Origin of the sequence: Streptomyces sp. NPDC091280 (assembly GCF_044768565.1) — a bacterium.
Lineage (GTDB): Bacteria > Actinomycetota > Actinomycetes > Streptomycetales > Streptomycetaceae > Streptomyces.
Genome location: NZ_JBIVUZ010000006.1, coordinates 294,576 through 314,337, shown reverse-complemented (window position 1 = coordinate 314,337; position 19,762 = coordinate 294,576). Strand labels below are relative to the sequence as shown.

Below are 19,762 nucleotides of genomic sequence, written 5' to 3'. Positions count from 1 at the left end.
GCGCGTGAACCTGAACCGTTTCTCCGGCACCCTGCACTTCCCCGGCGACGAGGGCTTCGAGGAGGCGTGCTTCGGCCGGATCTTCAACGCCCGTGTCCCGTACGACCGTTCACCGGCCGCCGTGCTGCTGGCCGAGTCGGAGCAGGACGTCGTGGAGGGCGTGCGGCTGGCCCTGGAACGCGGCTGGCAGGTCGCCGTCCGCTCCGGCGGGCACAGCTGGGCCGCCTGGTCGGTGCGCGAGGACGCGCTGCTGATCGACCTCGGGGGCTTCCGCGAGATGGCGTACGACCCGGGGACCGGGATCGTGACGGCGACGCCGAGCGTCAAGGGCGGTGACGAACTCAACCCGTATCTCGGTGAGTTCGGCCGCTTCTTCAACGGCGGGCACTGCCCCTCGGTCGGCATCGGCGGATTCCTCCTCCAGGGCGGGCAGGGCTGGAACGCGCGCGGCTGGGGCTGGGCGGCGGAGAACATCGTGGCGATCGACGTCGTCACCGCCGAGGGCGAGCTGGTGCGCGCCGACGAGACCGAGCACAGCGACCTGTTCTGGGCGGCGCGCGGGGCGGGCCCGGGATTCTTCGGTGTCGTCACCCGCTTCCACCTCCGCACCCGCCCGCTGCCCGGGTACCTCGGGCACACCGTGCACGCGTACCCGCTCGATCTGTTCGACGAGGTCATGACCTGGCTGCACGGCATGCACCACACGGTCTCGGACCTGGTGGAGATCGTCGCGCTCACGCAGACGCCGCCCGACCTGGAGGGGCCGGTGCTGCTGGTCACGGGGGTGTCGATGACCGACACCGCCGAGGAGGCCGCGCAGGCGCTGGCGCCGCTGCACGCCAACCCGTACGCGGACCGGGCCCTGTTCCGTGTCGAGGCCGAACAGACCACGCTGGCGGCGCAGTTGGCGGGCCAGCGCATCGCCAATCCCGAGGGCCACCGCTACCTGGTCGACAACGCCTGGCTGACCGGCCCGGCCGAGGAGGTCGTACCCGCGATCCGCCGGGCGTTCACCGAGCACCCGACCCGGCAGACCTTCACCATCTGGTTCTCCATGGCCCCGCTGCGTCAACTCCCCGACATGGCCTTCTCGTTGCAGTCGGAGATCTACTGCGCCACCTACGTCGTCCACGACGACCCGGCACGTGACGCGGAGTTGCGCGGCTGGCTGGACGGCGCGATGGCCGACATGCGGCCGGTGACCGTCGGCCAGTACCTCGGCGACTCGGACTTCACCGTGCGGCAGTTGAGGTTCATGGGCGACGAACAGTGGCGGCGGCTCAAGGAGATCCGGGCCGCCCGCGACCCCAAGGGCCTGTTCGCCGGCTATCTGAGCGCGGGGACCGTCACCAACACCAACCACTGGGAGCAGTGAGCGATGCGTTTCGCGACATACGAGCACGAGGGCGTGGAGCGCGCCGGGGTCGTCCGGGACGGCACCGTCCATCCGCTGCCCGAGGGCGTCACCGTACTGACCCTCCTGGAGCAGGAGGTGCTGCACGCGGCGGGGGTCGAAGCGCTGCGCCGGGCCAGCGACTTGACGGTGGATCAGGTGCGGCTGCTGCCCCCGCTGAAGCCGCCGTCCATCCGGGACTTCGTCGGTTTCGAGGCGCACATCGAGGGGGTGTCGAAGTCCCTGGACGGACTGGAGCACGTGCCCGAGGAGTGGTACCGGGCGCCCAACTTCTACTTCACCAACCCCCACGCGGCCTACGGCGCGCACGACGACGTGCCGGTGCCCGCGGGCTGCTCGGTGCTCGACTTCGAGCTGGAGGTCGGCGTGGTCGTCGGCCGTGCCGGGCGCGATCTCACACCGGAGCGGGCGCGCGAGCACATCGTCGGCTATCTGGTCTTCAACGACTGGTCGGCGCGGGACCTCCAGAAGCCGGAGAAGAACCTCGGGCTCGGCTTCTCCAAGGGCAAGGACTTCGCGAACACGCTGGGTCCCTGTCTGGTCACCGCCGACGAGGTCGAGGACCGGCGCGACCCGGACGGCTTCCTCGACCTGGAGATGACGGTCACCCTCAACGGCGCGCTGATCGGCCGCGACACCCTCGCCAACGTGTCCTGGACCTTCGAGGAGATGATCGCCTACGCCTCCCGGGACGCCTGGGTGCGCCCCGGGGACATCCTCGGCTCGGGCACCTGCGGCTGGGGCGCGCTGGCGGAGTTCTGGGGCCGGGTCGGCGAGCGCACCCCGCCGCCGCTGAAGCCCGGCGACGAGGTGACCCTCGCGGTGGAGCGCCTGGGCACCCTGTCCAACCGCGTGGTGCCCGGCCGCACGGACGTGTACCTGCCGCGGGCCCGCAAGCGCGGCCGGACCGCCCGGCCATAGAACCTCTCCTCTCGCCTCCGACCTGCACACATCCGGGGATCCGATGGCAGCTATCGGATCGCTGTGACTTCCCTCCCGGCCTCTTCCTCGGCGGGAAGCCGGTCGTTACGCTCCGGTTTCACCGAGCTTCAACGACGCGGCCGGAAGGACAGGCGCATGGGTCTGGGAGCGATCGACCTGAATCTTCTGGTGGCGCTGGAAGCCCTCCTTGAGGAGAAGAACGTCACCCACGCGGGGGTGCGGCTGTCCACCAGCCAGTCCGCGATGAGCGGCTCCCTGGCCCGGCTGCGGCGGCACTTCAACGACGAGCTGCTGGTCCGGGTGGGCCGCGAGTACGAGCTGACCCCGCTCGCGGAGCGGCTGCTGCCGGTCGTCCGGTCCTCCCTGCACAAGGCGGAGGAGGCCCTCTCGCTGACCAGGCACTTCGATCCCTCGCGCAGCCGGCAGCGGTTCTCGGTCGTGATGTCCGACTACGTGATGACGGTCTTCGTGGAACCGCTGCTGCGGGCCCTCGCCCAGGAGGCCCCCGGCATCCGCATCGACTTCCACCCGATCGTCATCGGGCAGCTGGAGACCGAGACGCATCTGCGCTGCCACGACCTGATGATCGTGCCGCTCGGCTATCAGCTGCCGGGCGTGAGCGAGGCGGTGATGCACGACCGGTTCGTGTGTCTCGTCGACCCGGACAACCCCCGGCTGGTGGACGGCCGGCTCTCGCTGCGCGACCTCGCCGAGATGCCGCACGCGGCCTGCGCGGTCGGCAAACTCACGCCCGCCGACCGGCAGTTGGAGACCCTGGGCATCACGCCCCGGGTGCAGGTCAGCACGCCCGGCTTCAACGTGCTGCCGTTCCTGGTGAGCGGCACCGACCTGGTCGCCGTGGTCCCCGAGCGGCTCGCCCGGCGCTACGAGGGCTTCGCGCGCTGTGCCGTCGTACCGACGCCGTTCCCGGACGTGCCGCTGGTGGAGGCCATGTACTGGCACCACAACCGGCACGCCGACCCGGCGCACCGCTGGCTGCGGGAGACGGTGCGGGAGGTGGGGGCGTCGCTGGACGATCCGGTGGCGCGCGAGATCGCCGACGAGATCGCCGCCGCGGATGCCACCCATGCCGATCGTGCGTTTCCGGAGCTGACCGCGGCTTCCTAGCGTGGTCGGGGACAGCCCGCACACCTTGGAGGCAACCGTGAGCCGCACGCGTCTGGCCGGTCGTACCGTCGTCGTCACCGGGGCCGCGCAGGGCCAGGGGGCCGCCGAGGTGGCCGCCGCGGCCCGGGAAGGGGCGAGCGTGGTGGCGACTGACGTCCTGGACGAGGCCGGGGAGAAGCTCGCCGCGTCGCTGACCGGGGCGGGCCTGGACGTGCGCTACCGGCATCTGGACGTGACGTCCGAGGCGGACTGGGCGGACCTCGCGGCCGGACTGGAGGCGGTGCACGGTCTCGTCAACAACGCGGGCATTCCCATGCGGGCCCGGCTCGGCGAGGTGCAACTCGCCGACTGGAACCGGGCGTTCGCGGTGAACACCACGGGCGCCCTGCTCGGCATCCAGGCGCTCGCCCCGCTGATGCCGCCCGGCTCGTCCATCGTGAACGTCGGTTCGGTCGCGGGGCTCACCGCGCATCACGCGGTCGCGTACACGACCAGCAAGTGGGCGCTGCGCGGTCTGTCGAAGGTGGCCGCGCTGGAGCTGGCGCCGCGCGGCATCCGCACGAACCTGATCCACCCCGGCTACATCGAGACCCCGCTGATGGCGTCCGCGAACCCGGTGTTCGTACAGGCCCATCTGTCGCTGACACCCCAGGGCCGGGCCGGGACGGTGGACGAGGTGGCGCCGCTGGTCGTCTATCTGCTGTCGGACGAGGCGTCGTACGTCAACGGCGCGGAGATCACCGTGGACGGCGGGTACGCGGCGCACGGCGGGGTGAAGGCGATCACGAACGCGCTCGACGCCTCGTGACGACGCGGTGGCCAGCCGCCTCAGGACACCAGGACGGTACGCACGCCGGGGAGTTCGGGCGCGTTCCACGCGCTCTCGACCTCGGCGAGGGGTACCGGCGCGGCGGTGACTTCGATGCCGCCGCGCTCGATCTCGTCGACGAGGGACGGGAGTTCCTCCAAGTAGGCCCTGGTGGACACCGCTCCCTGGCCGTTGCCCTGGAGTCGGAAGTTCGCCGAACGCAGTGCCACTGACGGGAGTTCGAGGGTGGGTCCGGCCATGGAGCCGATCTGGATCCAGTTCAGGGCGCGGCTGCGGTCGGCGCGGGCCCGCAGCAGCGCCATGATCGCGTCACCGGCCGGTTTGCCCCACAAGTAGTCGATGACCAGGTCGACTTCGGCGGCCTCCTTGGCCAGTTCCGCCGCGGTGGCCTCGGCGTCGGCGGTGAGCGCGACGGTCGCGTCCGCGCCGATGCCGCTCAGCGCCGCGAGCCGGTCGCGGTCGCGGCCCGCCCCGACGACCCGGCCGGCGCCGAGCCGCTTGGCGACCTGGACGGCCATCTGGCCGGCGTTTCCGGTGGCGCCGAGGATCAGCACCGACTGCCCGGCCGTCAGCGGGACGCGGCGGCGCAGCGCCACCCAGGACGACATCGCGGGGTTCATCGCGGCGGCGATCTTCACCACGTCCACGCCGTCGGGGAGCGGGACCGTACGGCGGCTGTCGATGACGGTCCGGGTGGCCATCGAGCCGGACAGCTCGTCGTCGGCCACGAAGTACACCAGGCGGCCGTCCGCGCGGCGGCCGACGCCGTCGACGCCGGGCACCATCGGCAGTTTCCCGGTGCTCGTGTAGTGGCGGCCCGACGCGCCGGTGCGCACACGGGGGTGCAGGCCCACCGCGAGGACGTCGACGACTTCCTGGTCCTCGTCGGCGGGGGCGGGCAGGTCGAACGGCTCGTAGCGGGGCGGGGCGTCGAACGAGTGGACCACGGCGGCGTGGACGTCCATGAGAGCTCTCCTCGGGTCGGGTGCGGGGCGGGGCGGACGCAGAAAAGTACGCGAGGCGGAAAGTACGTGGAACAGAACGTACGCGGAACAGAAAGTACGTTGCACAAACCAAAGTAGTAGGTGTCACGTACCTTTGCAAGTAGGATGCCGGGCATGACCTCACCGCGCGACGCACAGCCCCCGGCGACCGAGGACCTCGGCCTGGTCGACGCCCTCGCCCAGTTGTCGTTCCTGGTGCAGAACGCGCTGGCCGAGATCGCCGGCGAGTACGACCTCTCGCTCACCCAGACCCGGCTGCTCGGGATCCTGCGGGACCGGGAGCCGACGATGAACCAGCTCGGCCGGCACCTCGGCCTCGACAAGTCCTCGGTCACCGGTCTCGTCGACCGCGCACAGCGCCGGGGTCTGGTCACCCGCACGCCCAGTGCCGTCGACCGCCGCTCGTTCCAGGTGTCGATCACCGACGCGGGCCGCGAGCTCGCGACCCGCGTCGCCGCGCGGTTCGCCGAGCGGATCGAGGCCTGCGCCGCGCCGCTGCCCGAGCCCGACCGCGCACGGCTCTCCCGTCTGGCGACCAGGATCGTGACCGCCGACGCGCAGGCCCACGGGGTCGACCTGAGCACCGGCCGGGACTAGGACACGGACTGGGACACGGACTTCAACCGCCGTTCCAGGAAGCGTCGTTCGGCGTCGTTCTCCACCAGCTCCAGAGCCCGTTCGTACGCTGCCGCCGCCTCCGCGCTACGGCCGCCGCGGCGCAGCAGATCGGCGCGGGTCGCGGGCAGCAGATGGTAGCCGTCCAGTTCGCCCGACCGCTCCAGCTCGGCCACCAACTCCAGCCCGGCGTCCGGGTGTCGGGCCATGCCGACGGCCACCGCGCGGTTGAGGCGCACCACGGGCGAGGGCACGAAGCGCTCCAACTCGCCGTAGAGGGCGGCGATATCGGCCCAGTCGGTATCGGCGGCGGTGGGTGCGGTGGTGTGGCAGGCGGCGATGGCGGCCTGGATCTGGTAGGCGCCGGGGCGGCCGCGGCGGAGCGCGGTCTCCAGGAGGGCGGCGCCCTCGTCGATCTCCGGCCGGTCCCAGGCCGTGCGGTCCTGGTCCTCCAGGGTCACCAACTCGCCCGCCGCGTCCACGCGGGTGGCGCGGCGGGCGTCGTGCAGCAGCAACAGGGCGAGCAGGCCCAGCACTTCGGGCTCGTCCGGCATCAACGCGGCCAGCACGCGGGCCAGTCGGACCGCCTCGGCGCAGAGGTTCGTCCGCACCAGCTCGGCGCCGGAGGTGGCCGCGTACCCCTCGTTGAAGAGAAGGTAGACCACGCCGAGCACGCCCGTCGTCCGTTCGGGCAGGAGATGCGCGGGCGGTACCCGGTAGGGGATGCCGGCGTTGCGGATCTTCTTCTTGGCGCGCACCAGCCGCTGCGCCATGGTGGCCTCGGGGACGAGGAAGGCGCGGGCGATCTCCGGGGTGGTCAGCCCGGCGAGCGTGCGCAGGGTCAGGGCGACCCGGGCCTCGATGGGCAGCGCGGGATGGCAGCAGGTGAACAGCAGCCGCAGCCGGTCGTCCCCGACCCCGCTGTCGTCGCCGTCGTACTCCGGGTCGTACGGTTCCCGCTCCCGCCCCAGCACCGCGACCTCCCGCAGTTTCGCCGCCCCGACCGCCTCCCGGCGCAGGACGTCGAGGGCGCGGTTGCGGGCGGTGGTGGTGAGCCAGGCGCCGGGGCGGCGCGGGACTCCGTCGCGCCGCCACCGGTCGAGCGCCTGGGCGAAGGCGTCCTGCGCGCACTCCTCCGCGAGGTCCCAGTCGCCGGTCACCCGGATCAGGGTGGCGACGACCTGGCCCCACTCCTCGCGGAAGGCGGCGGCGACCGCCTCCTCGGCGTCCGGCCCGTTCACTCCCAGACCGGCCGGACCTCGACCGAGCCGCCCGAGAGCGCGGCCGGGTGCCGGGAGGCGAGCGCGATGGCCTCGTCCAGGTCGGCGACCTCGACGAGGTCGATGCCGGCGACGTACTCCTTGGACTCGACGAACGGCCCGTCGCTGAGCAGGACCTCGTCGCCCCGCACACGGACGGTGGTGGCGTCGGAGGCCGGCCGCAGCCGGGCCCCGCCGCGCATCAGGTCGCGGCTGCGGACCTCGTCGATGTACGAGGCGAAACGGGGGTCGGCGGCGATCTCGGCGGGGCCGAGTTCCTCGCCGTCGACGGGTGTGCAGATGAGCAGGACGTACTTCATGACCGCTCCCCGGCCCGCCCGGTGGCGGGCGAGATGTGTTCGTGGACGATCCGCCAGCCCAGGCCGGGGTTGCGGTAGCCGGTGGTCACCCGCAGGACCTCCTCCAGCGGCCGGCCGTCGCCGCGGGTGCCGCGCAGCCGGACGAGGGCGTGCCCGAAGGCGACGGACTCGTCGACGTGGACGCGGGACTCCAGCACCTGGCGGGTCAGCGGCCAGGTCACGCCTCCGAGGACGTCCTCCACAGCCTCGCGGAAGGCGGCGGTCCCGGGTCGTTCGGCGTCGAGCGCGCGGATCTCGTCCTCGGCGCCCTGCTCGCCGTCGAACGGCCAGAAGGGGCGCACCTCCATGGCGCCGACGGTGGCGACGGGGTGCCTGGCGGCGGCCTCGACGGCCTCCTCCAGGGTGTCGCACTCCAGGACGTCGAATCCGGCGACGTACTCCTTGGTCTCCGCGAACGGCCCGTCCGTACGGAGCACCTCGCCGCCGCGCACCCGTACGGTGACGGCCTCGGCGGGCAGCGCGAGCCGGTGACCGTGCAGCCGTACGCCCCGGTCGCCCAGTTCCTCCACCCAGGGTTCCACGGGTGCCGTTCCGGAGGCGTCGGCGGTGTCGTCTCCGCACACGAGCAGCATGTACTTCATGGATCCTCCCGGTCCTCATGAGCTTCCTACACCCCACCGACGAACGCAGCCGCGCCGAATCGACACCCCCTTCGGGAAAACATGAGGAGGCCGGGGCCACAGGGCCCCGGCCTCCTTCCGTGACGTACGGCCTACGCGGTCGCCGCCTGCACCGACGGCTCCCCCGCGTCCACGGTCGAGCGCTCGGTGTTCTTGCGGACCAGCAGCAGGGTGACGACCGCGCCCAGCAGGGAGGCGCAGCCGCAGATCACCACACCGAGGGCCATGCCGTGGGCCAGGGCGGTCTGCGCGGCGGCCTTGGCCTGGGCGCTGCCCGCGTTGACGACGGCGAGCGGTCCGGCCGCCTTCTCCATGCCCGCGTCGGCGCCGCTGAGCTTGCCGACGAGCGCGGAGGACGCGGCGCTCATCGCGATGGTGCTGATGACGGCCGGGCCGAGGCCCTGGCCGAACTCGCGGACCAGGCTGGTCGCGCCGCTGGCCATGCCGGTCATGTTGATCGGTACGGCGTTGACGGCGGCCGAGGTCAGCGAGGACACCACGCAGATGAAGCCGACGCCGAGCAGCAGCACCGGGCCGATGAAGGCGGCCAGGGAGGTGGTGGTGATGGGCAGGGCGGCGATCCAGAACTGTCCGGCGGCCATGGGCAGCAGGCCGCCCATCAGCAGCCAGCGGGCGTCGATGCGGGTGAGCATCTTGCTGAGCACCGGCGCCAGCAGCAGCGGGATCAGCTGAAGGATCACGAAGGGCATGCCGGCCCGCAGCGGGCTCAGATGCATCACGGCGCCGAGGCGGATCGAGACGCAGTACGCGGTGCCGATGAAGCCGAACATGCCGGCCAGCGCGACGACGGCCGCCGCCGCGAACGACGGGATCTTCAGCAGGCCGAGGTTGAACATCGGGGAGGCCGCGCGGGTCTCCGCGACGACGAAGCCGACGAGCGCCACGGCCGCCAGGGTCAGCGAGCCGACGATGGCCGCGCTGCCCCAGCCGCGGTCGCCGCCCTCGATGATGCCCCAGAGCAGGGCGGTGAGGCCGACGGCGATGGTGATCTGTCCCGGCCAGTCCAGCGCACGCCCCTCGGGCGCCTTGGAGTCGGTGACGAGCCGCCAGCAGGCGACGGCGACGGCGAGACCGAGGACGACCGGCGGCACGAACGCCCAGCGGAAGTCGGCGACCGTGGCGAGGATCCCGGAGGACAGCGGGCCGAGGGCGGAGGCCAGCGAGATCGACAACGCCCAGGTGGAGACGGCTTTCGCCCGGTCCTTGCCGTCCGGTGTGGCAGCCGCGATCACCGCGAGGGAGCTGGGGAAGAGCGCGGCGGCACCGATACCGGCGAGGGCCTGCCCGGTCCACATCATGGTGATGTTCTGCGAGGTGGCGTTGAGGAGTTCACCGAGTGCCAGGACGAGTCCGCCGAGCACCAACAGCCGCTTGCGGCCGAAGAGATCGCCCACCACACCGAAATTCAGTTCCAGAATCGCGGTGGGGAGAATGAAGGCGGAGGTGACCCAGGCGACCTGCGAACCGGAGGCGCCGAATGCTGCCTGAATTTCCCCGTTGATGGGCGAGGGAACGGTAATGCACAACTGTGCCGCCGCGACCGCGAGACAGCACGCTATGAGCGTTCCGGGGTCCAGTCTTTTCAAGGAGATCGAATCCGTCATCGTGCGTGCCCTCACTCTGCGTTTTTCTCTATGAGTTCGATGAGATTTCCCTCGGGGTCACTGACCCAGGCCATCCGCACTCCGGGCTCGGGGGACGGCCCGGGTGCCATGACCTCGCCCGCTCCGTGGGCCACCAACGCGCCGTGGACGGGGTCGAGTTCGGGGGTGGTGACCGCGAAGTGCCCGTATCCCTCGGTGAGTACGGCGGTCATCGGGTCCGGCGGGCGAAGGCCGGGGGCGGAACCGGGCCTGGCGAGCAGCTCGATGCGCCAGCCCCGCGGATGCTCCAGTACGACACCTCGCAGACCGGGTCCTTCGAGATGGAACTCGAAGACGGTCCTGAGGCCGAACGCGCCCTGGTACCAGGCGGTTTGGGCGGTCAGGTCGCGCACGTTGACGCCCACGTGGTCGAGTCGGGTGGTCATGGCGGCTCAGCCCGCCATCGCGCTGTCGCCGCCGTCGACCATGAGGTTGGCGCCGTTGACGAAGGCCGCCTCGTCGGAGCAGAGGAAGGCGGCGGCCCGCGCGATGTCCTCGGGCTGCCCCACCCGCCCGACCGGGATGCGCGCCTCGAACTGGGCCCGGGGACCGTCCGGATCGTCGAGGAAGGGCGCGGTGGCGGAGGTGCGGGTCATGCCCGGAGCGATGGTGTTGACGCGGATGCCGTGCGCGGCTCCGGCCGCGCACAGGTGCATGCTCATCGCCAACACCCCTCCCTTGGCGGCTCCGTGGGGCACCATCGGCATGAACGGCGCCCCGCGTACGGCGGCCACGGAGGCGACGTTGAGAACGGCCCCGCCACCCCGTGCGATCAGGTGCGGCCAGGCGGCCTGGGTGCAGAAGTAGGGGATGTCCAGCTCGTTCTTGATGGTGAAGTACCAGTCCTCGGCGGGCATGGTCTCGAACGGGCCGTTCCGCAGCGCGGAGGCGTTGTTGTAGAGGATGTCGATCCCGCCGAAGCTCACGATCCCGGCCTCGATCCACTCGCGGGCGCCGTCCTGGGTGGACAGGTCCACGGGCGCCAGGGACCGCATGATTCCGCCGGCCTTCTCGACGAGTTCCACGGTTTCGGCCGCGCTGTCCTCGTCGATGTCGCAGCCGAAAACCTCGGCGCCCTCGGCCGCGAATATCTGCGCCGCGGCCCGCCCTATTCCTGCCCCCGTTCCGCTGATGAAAGCGATTTTCCCGGCCAGTCGACCCATGATTGCCAAGTCCCTTGTCCCGTGCCGCCGTGGTGCGGTGGTGGCAGCGTAGGTACGGCCATTGGCCAGAACAAGAAATGGGTCGGTGAAGGGCCATCGGGGGTTCGTATGGCTGGTATGAGGCGGGAAGCCGGGAACTCCGCGCGGCAGCACGGCAGGATGTCCCCATGAGCACCGAGGACCAGGCCCGACTGATGCGCGCCAACCAGGCGAACTGGGACGCCCGCACCCCCGTCCACCTCGCCAGCCGCTTCTACGGCCTCGACGGCGACCCGGACCCGGACCGCTGGTTCGCCTCCTTCGAGTGGGACGACCTCGGCGACCCGGCCGGGCGGGACGTGCTCCACCTCCAGTGTCACCTGGGCACGGAGACCCTCGCGTTCGCACGGCGCGGCGCGCGCGCCACCGGCCTCGACTTCTCCGAGGCGTCCGTCACCGCGGCGACGGGCATCGCGGCGAAGGCGGGCCTCGACGTCGACTACGTACAGGCGAACGTGTACGACGCCGTCGAGGCCCTGGGCGGGAGGCGGTTCGACGTCGTGTACACCGGCAAGGGCGCCCTGTGCTATCTGCCCGACCTGCCGCGCTGGGCCGACGTGATCGCCCGACTCCTGCGCCCCGGCGGCCTGTTGTACATCGTCGAGTTCCACCCCCTCCTCAACTCGCTGGGCCCGAAGCCCCGTCCGGGCGAGGGCCCCGAGCTGCTGCTGCGCCACGACTACCTGGGCGGCGGCGGTCCGGTGCACCGGGACGCGACGTTCACGTACACCGACGGCCCGGCCGTCGCCGACGCGACCGACAGCTACGAGTGGATGCACGGAATGGACGAGGTCGTCAACGCGTTGACGACAGCGGGACTGCACATCCGACGGCTCCGCGAGAGCGACGAGCTCCCGTGGCCGCGCTGGGAGCGCATGGAGCGGACCGCGTCCGGCTGGTGGCGACTGCCCGAGCCCCGGATCCCCCTGCTCTACGCCCTGCTGGCCGGCCGCTGAGTCGTGGCTCACAGCCGGATCCGCACCGAGTGTGCTACGGTGCGGTCAGCACTTGTGTACGCCCCGTTCCGGGCGCCGGTGCCAGCACCACTTCTTCTCCGCCGAGCGGCCCGTCCATCCGGACCGGCACACCGGCTTTCTCACACCACTTCGTGACCGACGTCTTTTGACGAACGCGACTCCCGTCGCACCCGAGGTGATGTTCCCGCCGCCCCGAGGAGCGCTCGTACGCCCTCCACCCGCGGCTTCTCCCCCCTTCCTTCCGCATGACACATGCATCCGTCCTCGAAAGGACCACCCATCATGACCACCACACTCGAACCCCCAGTACAGGAACAGCCCCGCACCCAGCCGGCCACCGGTGTCCTCGACATCGACGGCAACGGGAAGGGGCACCTTCGGGCGCTGAACTGCCAGTCCTCGCCCATCGACCTCCAGGTCTCCCCCGCGCTGATCCGCCGTCACGGCCTGCGCAAGGGCGACCTCGTGGCAGGTGTCCGCGGCGGGCAGCGCGCCCTCACCGAGGTCGCGTTCGTCAACGGCCGCACACCCGAAGAACTGCGCGGCCGACGCCACTTCCGCGACCTCACCCCGCTGCACCCGCGTGAGCGGCTGCACCTCGAACACCCGGCGGCCGGCCTGACCGGACGGGTCGCCGACCTGATCGCCCCCGTCGGCAAGGGCCAGCGCGGGCTGATCGTGGCCCCGCCCAAGACCGGCAAGACCGTCCTGCTCCAGCAGATCGCGGCGGCCGTGGCCGGCAACCACCCGGAGGCCCGGCTGATGGTCGTGCTGCTCGACGAGCGGCCCGAGGAGGTCACCGACATGCGGCGCTCCGTGCGCGGCGAGGTGTACGCCTCCACCTTCGACAAGGCGCCCAAGCAGCACATCGCGCTGGCCGAGCTCGTGATCGAACGGGCCAAGCGGCTGGTCGAGGAGGGCGAGGACGTGGTGATCCTCCTCGACTCCCTCACCCGGCTCTGCCGGGCGCACAACAACGCGGCGGCCTCCGGCGGCCGTACCCTCAGCGGCGGTGTCGACGCGACCGCGCTGATCGGCCCGAAGAAGTTCTTCGGTGCCGCCCGGCTCGCCGAGGAGGGCGGTTCGCTGACCATCCTCGCCACCGCGCTGGTCGAGACCGGCTCCCGTGCCGACGACTTCTACTTCGAAGAGCTGAAGAGCACCGGCAACATGGAGCTGCGCCTCAGCCGCGAGCTGGCCTCCCGCCGGGTCTTCCCGGCCGTCGAGATCAACCCGTCCGGCACCCGCCGTGAGGAACTCCTGCTCACTCCGGCCGAGTTGACGGCCGTACGGGGGCTTCGTCGCGTCCTTCAGAACCGGGACGGCCAGAGCAGCACGGAGACGCTGCTGGAGCGCATGCGGGAGACCCCGGACAACGCGACGTTCCTGCGCCGCATCCAGCCCACGCTGCCGTCGAACTGACCCGAGTCACTAGCGCATCCGGGTGCTGAGGCGCCGCGATCGGCCCGGCCAACGCCCTGAGCAGCCCCTTCGTTCCTACGTTTGCGATATGACTATCGGATTCTCATCCCGGTTCGCCCTGTCGGCCTGCGCCCTGTGCCTCACGGGTGTCCTCGCGTTCACCCCCACCGCGGCGAGCGCCGACACCGGGCCGGATCCCAGCACTCAGGTCCAGCTCCACCCCGGCGCCCCCCAGCTCCCGGACATCTCGGCCCTCTCCTGGCTCGTCGCGGACGCCGGCACCGGCGAGATCCTCGCCGCCCACGACGCGCACCGCAGACTCCCGCCCGCCAGCACCCTGAAGACCCTCTTCGCCCTGACCGTCCTCCCCTCCCTGCCCGGTGGGCTCCGGCACCGCGTCACCGAACAGGACCTGGCCGGTATCGGCGAGGGCAGCAGCATGGTCGGGGTCGAGGCCGGCCACACCTACCGCGTCGCCGACCTGTGGCGCGGGGTCTTCCTCAACTCCGGCAACGACGCCGTGCACGTCCTGGCCGCGCTCAACGGCGGCTGGGACGCCACGGCCGCCCGGATGCAGGCCAAGGCGCGTTCCCTGGGCGCCCTCGACACGCATGTCATCTCGCCGGACGGCTACGACACCGACGGCCAGGTGTCCTCCGCCTTCGACCTCGCGGTGTTCGGCCGGGCCGGACTGCGCAACCCGGACTTCGCGCGGTACTGCTCCACCGCCGAGGCCGAGTTCCCCGGTGGCGGCTCGTCGTACGCGATCCAGAACACCAACCGGCTGCTGACCGGCAACGACGGCGTCGAGCCGTATCCGGGGCTCATCGGTGTGAAGAACGGCTACACCACCCACGCCGGCAACACCCTGGTCGCGGCGGCCCGCCGGGGCGGGCGGTCGCTCGTCGTCACCGTGATGAACCCTCAGGTCGGCGGCGGCTTCACCGTGTACGAGGAGGCGCGCGAGCTGCTCGACTGGGGTTTCGCGGCAGCCGGACGGGTCGGTCCCGTGGGGTCGCTGGACGCGCTGCGGACGAGCCCGAGGCCGGGTCCGGCCGCCGTGCGGGTGGCCGCCCCGGTCGCGGCGGACGACGGCCCCGGATGGGCGGAGACGGCCGCGGTCGTCACGGCCGCGGTGCTCGGTGCGGGAGCGGTGGCGCTGGTGTTGCGGTTCAAGGGCCGACGGCTGCCGGGGGCCTGACCGGTCGGCAGCCACAGCAGCAGGCCGAGCGTGACCCAGGTGTACGTGTTGCTGCCGAGGAAGCCGTCGATGCCCGAGGAGTCGTCGAACCACAGCCATACGACGCTGGTGCACATCACCGCGTACAGGGCGCCCGCGATCCGCGGGTGCCCGGCGCGGACCAGCACGGCGAACGAGGGCAGCAGCCACACGAGATGGTGCACCCAGGTGATCGGGCTGACCAGACACGCGGTCAGCCCGGTCAGCGCGAAGGCCGCCGTCCAGTCCCCCGCGACGACCGCGCGCCGGGCCCGCACCGCCCAGACGCACAGCACGAGCAGCACGGCCGTCGCCCACAGCGGGCGGCCGGTCTCGCCGAGGCGGGCCAGGACGCCTTGCAGGGACTGGTTGGAGACGTAGTCGAGGCGGCCCACCCGGGTGGTGTCCCACAGGGCCCGGGTCCAGTAGAACGCCGACGCGGACGGGACGACGAGGGCCGCGAGCCCGGTCGCCGCGAGGGCCACGGCCGTCGCCACCGCGGCGGCCTTCCAGCGTCTGGCCAGCAGCAACAGACCGATGAACAGCGCCGGTGTGAGCTTGACGGCCGCCGCGAGGCCGATGCCGACGCCCGCCCAGCGGCCCCGGCCGGTGGACAGCAGCCAGCCGTCGCCGAGGACGAGGGCCAGCAGCAGGAGGTTCACCTGCCCGAAGCTGAAGGTGTCGCGCAGCGGCTCGAACAGCGCCAGCCCGCAGGCCACCAGCGCCCACCCGAACCAGCCGTGGCGGCGCCACCCGGGTCCCGCCAGGATGCGCAGCACCACGGCGAGTGCCAGCAGGTTCAGGACCAGCGCGGCGACGATCGCGGCGCCGAGCCCGAGGTATCCCATCGGGGCCATGCTGACGGCCGCGAACGGCGGATAGGTGAAGCCGTAGGTCGTCCCGGGCACGTGGTAGTCGTAGATCCGGCCGCCGTGGTGGAGCCAGGTGTGGACGGTGCCGTAGTAGACGCGCAGGTCGAACCAGTCGCGCAGCAGCGGGACGGTCGCGGTGAACACGGTGACGGCGGTGGCCAGGGCCAGCACCAGGAGGAGTCGGCCGCGGTCGGTGCTCGGTGCTCTCATGCCGTACGTCCCAGGGCCGGGGCCTGTGCCGCCTGGCGGGCCTGCCACAGGACGACGATCGCGAGGACGCCGCCGGAGACGGCCAGCACGAGTTGTCCGATGTCGGCGGGGCCGCCGCTCGGGAGGACCGCGAGGGCCAGGACCCCGGTCACGGCGGCCACCCGGTGGCGTACGGACGTGCTGGGCGCGGCGGCGGCGATCAGGAACAGGCCCCACAGGGCGTACCAGGGGCGGATCGCCGGGCCGAAGGCGGCCACGACCGCGAGGCTCAGGCCGAGGGCGTAGACCGGGCTGGGCCGCAGCCGCAGCCAGATGGCGAGCACGGCCGCGCCGGTGACCAGCAGGCCGAGGGCGTGCCAGGCGGGGATCGCGAAGGGGGCCAGTCCGCTGCCGAGGTGTTCCAGGAGGGCGCCGGTGGCACGGCCGAGGAGGCTGGTGAGCGCCCAGTTGTGCGCCGAGACGGGTGTGTCGAGGGCGCCGATCCAGCCGTAGCCGGTGCCCGCGAACGCGGTGGCGGCGACCGTGGTGACCGCGGACGCCACGACGGTCGTGGCCACGGCCCTGGCCGGGCGGTGGCCCGCGCGGATCTGGAGCAGCACGACCGCGGCGAGCCCGAGCGCGGCCGGCGCCTTGACGAGGGCGGCGAGGGTGACGAGTACGGCGCCCAGGACCGGCCACCGGCCGCGTGCGGCGACCAGGCCGATGCCGAGCAGCCCGAGCATGATCGCGTCGTTGTGGGCGCCCGCGACGAGGTGGAGCAGGACCAGTGGGTTGAGGGCGCCCAGCCAGAGCGCGGCGGCCGGGTCGGCGCCGCTGTGCCGGGCGAGCCGGGGCAGGGCGGCGGCCATCAGGCCCACCCCGAGCAGGGCGACGAGCCGCATCCCGAAGAGCCCGGCGGGGAGTTCGCCCCGGGTGAGACCGGACAGCCCCGAGGCCACGGCGAGGAACACCGGGCCGTACGGCGCCCCGGTGTGCTGCCACAGGGGGGCGACCTCGTCGGCGAGGGGGCCGCCGAGCGCGGCGGGGCCGTGCGCGTAGACGTCCATGTGGGCGTCGACCATGGCGCCCTGCGCGAGGTAGCTGTAGACGTCCCGGCTGAACAGCGGCGGCGCGAGCAGCAGCGGGGCCGCCCACACCGCGAGCACCAGCAGCAGGGAGCGCGGGCTCGGCGGTTCGGCACCGCGGATCAGCCTGCCCAGCAGCAGCCAGGCCGCTATCAGCAGGACGACACCGAAGTAGACGCCCACCAGCCCCAGCGCGGCCTGCGCGGAGGCCGGGGAGAAGAGGTCGGCGGACGGGAGTGCTCCGGCCGTCTCGCCGCCCAGCGCGAGGACGGCGGTACCGGCCAGACCCAGAATCTGGCAGCGGCGGAGATCGACGGGAAAAGCCATGGCCAACACTCGGTCAGCGTGTCAACACGGGATGGCGGGAAAGCGACGTCCCGCTCTCCGGGCGGCGGACTGCGCGTGACCTCCGTGTGATCGGGCCCCGGAAGCCGTGCGTCGACCGTGGCCGGACGGTCGGTCCGCTCCACGATCGGCCGCCGCCGGTCAGAACACCGACACTCCGGTCAGCGTCGTGAAACGGTCCAGGGCCGCGACCCCGGCCACCGAGTTCCCCCGCTCGTCGAGTCCCGGGCTCCACACGGCGATCGTGCAGCGACCGGGCACTACGGCGATGATCCCGCCGCCCACTCCGCTCTTGCCGGGCAGGCCCACCCGGTAGGCGAACTCGCCCGCCGCGTCGTACGTGCCGCAGGTCAGCATCACCGCGTTGACCTGCTTGGCCTGGCTGAGGGTGAGCAGCCGGGAGCCGTCCGCGCGGCTGCCGTGCCGGGCCAGGAACCCGGCCGCGAGGGCGAGGTCCGCGCAGGACGCCTCGATGGAGCACTGCCGGAAGTACTGGTCCAGGAGGACGGGCACCTCGTTGTCGATGTTCCCGTAGGACTTCATGAAGTGGGCAAGGGCCGCGTTGCGGTCGCCGTGCGCCGACTCGGAGGCGGCGACCTCCTTGTCGAAGTCCAGACCCGCGTTGCCGCTCTCCGCGCGCAGGAAGGCCAGCAGCTCGCCCGCCGCGTCTCCGGTACGGGTCTGGAGGCGGTCGGTGACGACGAGCGCGCCCGCGTTGATGAACGGGTTGCGCGGGATGCCGTTCTCGTACTCCAGCTGGACGAGGGAGTTGAAGGGGTTGCCGGAGGGCTCGCGGCCCACGTGCTCCCAGAGTTCGTCGCCCTCGCGGGCCAGGTCGAGGGCGAGGGTGAAGACCTTGGTGATGGACTGGGTGGAGAACGGCTGCCGCCAGTCCCCCACGCCGTACACCGTGCCGTCCAGTTCCGCGACGGCCATGCCGAAGCTGCGCGGGTCGCAGGCGGCCAGCGCCGGGATGTAGTCGGCGGGCCGGCCGCGGCCGGGGGTCCGCTCGATCTCGCCGGCGATGCGCTCCAGGACCGGCTGGAAGGTCATCGAGGGGGACATGATCACCATTGTGCCTCCGGGCCGGTCCTGGTGCGCGTGCGCGGTCAGCCGGCGAGCGGGCCGCTGCCGGCCAGGACCTCGGGCCGCAGCAGGCCGGCCAGCGTCTCGGCGGGCAACAGGCCCTTCTCCAGGACGAGTTCGGCCACCCCCCGGCCGGAGGCGAGGGCCTCCTTGGCGATGTCGGTGGCGGCCGTGTACCCGATGTGCGGGTTGAGCGCGGTGACCAGGCCGATGGAGTTCTCCACGCTCGCGCGCAGCACCTCGGTGTTGGCGGTGATGCCGTCCACGCAGCGCTCGGCGAGGGTGCGGCAGGCGGCAGCGAGATGCGTGATGGACTCCGACAGCGAGTGCAGGATGATCGGCTCGAAGGCGTTGAGCTGGAGCTGTCCCGCCTCGGCGGCCATCGTGATGGTGACGTCGTTGCCGATCACCTCGAAGGCGACCTGGTTGACGACCTCGGGGATCACCGGGTTGACCTTGCCGGGCATGATGCTCGAACCGGCCTGCACCGGCGGCAGGTTGATCTCGCCGAGCCCCGCGCGCGGCCCCGAGGACAGCAGCCGCAGGTCGTTGCAGCTCTTGGAGAGCTTGACCGCGACCCGCTTCAGCACACCCGACATCTGCACGAACGCCCCGCAGTCCTGCGTGGCCTCGACCAGGTTGGCCGCGGTCACCAGCGGCAGCCCGGTGATCTCGGCGAGGTGGCGGCGGGCCGACTCCGCGTATCCGGCGGGCGCGTTGAGTCCGGTGCCGATGGCCGTGGCCCCCAGGTTGATTTCATGGATCAACTGGACGGCCTCGTCAACACGTTGACGGTCCTCGTCCATCATGACCGCGTATGCCGAGAACTCTTGACCGAGCGTCATCGGCACCGCGTCCTGCAACTGTGTACGGCCCATCTTGAGCACGTCATGGAACTCGACGGCCTTACGGGCGAACGCGTCCTGGAGTACGGACATGGACGCGATCAACTCGTGCACGGCGAAGACCGTCGCCACCTTGACCGCGGTCGGATACACGTCGTTGGTCGACTGCCCCAGGTTGACGTCCTCATTGGGGTGCAGGTGCCGGTACTCGCCCCTGCCGTGCCCCAGCAGCTCCAACGCCCGGTTCGCGACGACCTCGTTGGCGTTCATGTTGGTGGAGGTGCCCGCGCCGCCCTGCACCACGTCCACGACGAACTGGTCGTGCAGCTTGCCGTCCCGGATCTCCCGGCACGCGGCGACGATGGCGGCCGTCTTCTCCGCCGACAGCAGCCCCAGTTCCGCGTTGGCGAGAGCGGCGGCCTCCTTGACGGCGGCGAGGGCGTTGATCAAGTGCGGATAGGCGGAGATCGGTGTCCCGGTGATGGGGAAGTTCTCCGTGGCCCGCAGGGTGTGAACACCCCAGTAGGCGGAGGCGGGCACGTCCCGGTCCCCGAGGAGGTCGTGTTCGCGGCGGCTGACGGCAGACATGGGTTCCTCTTTCCGGCAGGGTTGAGATCGTTCAGGGGCGCGGGCCGCAGCCAGGTGCGGCTGCCGCCGCGTGGGCG

Annotated in this window: 18 protein-coding genes and 1 pseudogene; 8 read left to right on the top strand and 11 right to left on the bottom strand. The window is 71.9% G+C overall.

The features are described 5' to 3' along the window. Positions 1-4 precede the first annotated feature (4 nt). The 4 genes from ACIQPR_RS20245 to ACIQPR_RS20230 all read left to right on the top strand — a co-directional run bounded on the left by ACIQPR_RS20245 (position 5) and on the right by ACIQPR_RS20230 (position 4,292). Entirely contained in the window at positions 5-1,375 is a 1,371-nt protein-coding gene (locus ACIQPR_RS20245; RefSeq protein ID WP_403650142.1) for an FAD-binding oxidoreductase, read from the top strand. Between the two features lie 3 nt (positions 1,376-1,378). Continuing rightward, a complete protein-coding gene (locus ACIQPR_RS20240; protein WP_403650140.1) occupies positions 1,379-2,335 on the top strand; it encodes a fumarylacetoacetate hydrolase family protein in 957 nt (318 codons plus the stop codon). A 156-nt stretch (positions 2,336-2,491) separates the two neighbouring features. Continuing rightward, positions 2,492-3,484 (top strand): LysR family transcriptional regulator, encoded by a 993-nt coding sequence (locus tag ACIQPR_RS20235; protein WP_403650137.1) that lies wholly within the window; start codon positions 2,492-2,494, stop codon positions 3,482-3,484. A 37-nt stretch (positions 3,485-3,521) separates the two neighbouring features. Beyond that, positions 3,522-4,292, top strand: a complete 771-nt coding sequence (locus ACIQPR_RS20230; protein ID WP_403650134.1) for an SDR family NAD(P)-dependent oxidoreductase — start codon at positions 3,522-3,524, stop codon at positions 4,290-4,292. Positions 4,293-4,312: 20 nt separating this feature from the next. On the opposite strand, the gene ACIQPR_RS20225 is transcribed toward ACIQPR_RS20230, so the two are convergent. Continuing rightward, complete coding sequence (locus ACIQPR_RS20225; RefSeq protein ID WP_403650131.1) at positions 4,313-5,278, bottom strand: zinc-binding alcohol dehydrogenase family protein; 966 nt, start codon at positions 5,276-5,278, stop codon at positions 4,313-4,315. Positions 5,279-5,431: 153 nt separating this feature from the next. Between ACIQPR_RS20225 and ACIQPR_RS20220 the strand changes: the two genes are divergently transcribed. Next, positions 5,432-5,914, top strand: coding sequence for a MarR family winged helix-turn-helix transcriptional regulator (locus tag ACIQPR_RS20220; protein ID WP_403650128.1), 483 nt, complete (start codon positions 5,432-5,434; stop codon positions 5,912-5,914). Here the strand turns inward: ACIQPR_RS20220 and ACIQPR_RS20215 are convergent. The 6 genes from ACIQPR_RS20215 to ACIQPR_RS20190 all read right to left on the bottom strand — a co-directional run bounded on the left by ACIQPR_RS20215 (position 5,911) and on the right by ACIQPR_RS20190 (position 11,018). After that, a complete protein-coding gene (locus ACIQPR_RS20215) occupies positions 5,911-7,173 on the bottom strand; it encodes an RNA polymerase sigma factor (RefSeq protein ID WP_403650125.1) in 1,263 nt (420 codons plus the stop codon). The genes ACIQPR_RS20220 and ACIQPR_RS20215 overlap by 4 nt on opposite strands. Next, positions 7,170-7,511, bottom strand: coding sequence for a YciI family protein (locus ACIQPR_RS20210; protein WP_403650123.1), 342 nt, complete (start codon positions 7,509-7,511; stop codon positions 7,170-7,172). Before ACIQPR_RS20210 ends, ACIQPR_RS20215 begins: the two co-directional genes overlap by 4 nt. Next, on the bottom strand, positions 7,508-8,152 hold the full coding sequence (locus ACIQPR_RS20205; protein WP_403650121.1) for a YciI family protein: 645 nt from the start codon (positions 8,150-8,152) through the stop codon (positions 7,508-7,510). Before ACIQPR_RS20205 ends, ACIQPR_RS20210 begins: the two co-directional genes overlap by 4 nt. Before the next feature lie 131 nt (positions 8,153-8,283). Then, positions 8,284-9,816, bottom strand: coding sequence for an MFS transporter (locus tag ACIQPR_RS20200; protein ID WP_403650118.1), 1,533 nt, complete (start codon positions 9,814-9,816; stop codon positions 8,284-8,286). A gap of 11 nt (positions 9,817-9,827) precedes the next feature. Next, positions 9,828-10,241 carry a VOC family protein gene (locus tag ACIQPR_RS20195; RefSeq protein ID WP_403650115.1) on the bottom strand — a complete coding sequence of 138 codons (414 nt, stop codon included), beginning with the start codon at positions 10,239-10,241 and terminating at the stop codon, positions 9,828-9,830. A gap of 6 nt (positions 10,242-10,247) precedes the next feature. Further along, positions 10,248-11,018: an SDR family NAD(P)-dependent oxidoreductase gene (locus ACIQPR_RS20190; protein ID WP_403650112.1), complete on the bottom strand. Its 771-nt coding sequence runs from the start codon at positions 11,016-11,018 to the stop codon at positions 10,248-10,250. 167 nt (positions 11,019-11,185) lie between these two features. Here ACIQPR_RS20190 and ACIQPR_RS20185 point away from each other — a divergent pair, with 167 nt between their 5' ends. The 3 genes and pseudogenes from ACIQPR_RS20185 to ACIQPR_RS20175 form a co-directional block, all read left to right on the top strand. Then, entirely contained in the window at positions 11,186-12,013 is an 828-nt protein-coding gene (locus ACIQPR_RS20185) for a class I SAM-dependent methyltransferase (RefSeq protein WP_403650109.1), read from the top strand. Between the two features lie 303 nt (positions 12,014-12,316). Further along, entirely contained in the window at positions 12,317-13,456 is a 1,140-nt protein-coding gene (gene rho, locus ACIQPR_RS20180; protein WP_403650107.1) for a transcription termination factor Rho, read from the top strand. A gap of 88 nt (positions 13,457-13,544) precedes the next feature. Next, positions 13,545-14,321 (top strand): annotated as a pseudogene (locus tag ACIQPR_RS20175) (D-alanyl-D-alanine carboxypeptidase family protein); the annotation flags it as partial. A 59-nt stretch (positions 14,322-14,380) separates the two neighbouring features. Here ACIQPR_RS20175 and ACIQPR_RS20170 read toward each other — a convergent pair. From ACIQPR_RS20170 to aspA, 4 genes are all read right to left on the bottom strand, one after another. After that, positions 14,381-15,757 carry a glycosyltransferase 87 family protein gene (locus tag ACIQPR_RS20170; protein WP_403650104.1) on the bottom strand — a complete coding sequence of 459 codons (1,377 nt, stop codon included), beginning with the start codon at positions 15,755-15,757 and terminating at the stop codon, positions 14,381-14,383. Further along, entirely contained in the window at positions 15,754-17,148 is a 1,395-nt protein-coding gene (gene mptB, locus ACIQPR_RS20165) for a polyprenol phosphomannose-dependent alpha 1,6 mannosyltransferase MptB (protein ID WP_403650101.1), read from the bottom strand. Before mptB ends, ACIQPR_RS20170 begins: the two co-directional genes overlap by 4 nt. A gap of 159 nt (positions 17,149-17,307) precedes the next feature. Beyond that, entirely contained in the window at positions 17,308-18,240 is a 933-nt protein-coding gene (locus ACIQPR_RS20160; RefSeq protein ID WP_403650098.1) for a glutaminase, read from the bottom strand. A 35-nt stretch (positions 18,241-18,275) separates the two neighbouring features. After that, positions 18,276-19,685: an aspartate ammonia-lyase gene (gene aspA / locus ACIQPR_RS20155; RefSeq protein ID WP_403650095.1), complete on the bottom strand. Its 1,410-nt coding sequence runs from the start codon at positions 19,683-19,685 to the stop codon at positions 18,276-18,278. Positions 19,686-19,762 lie beyond the last annotated feature (77 nt).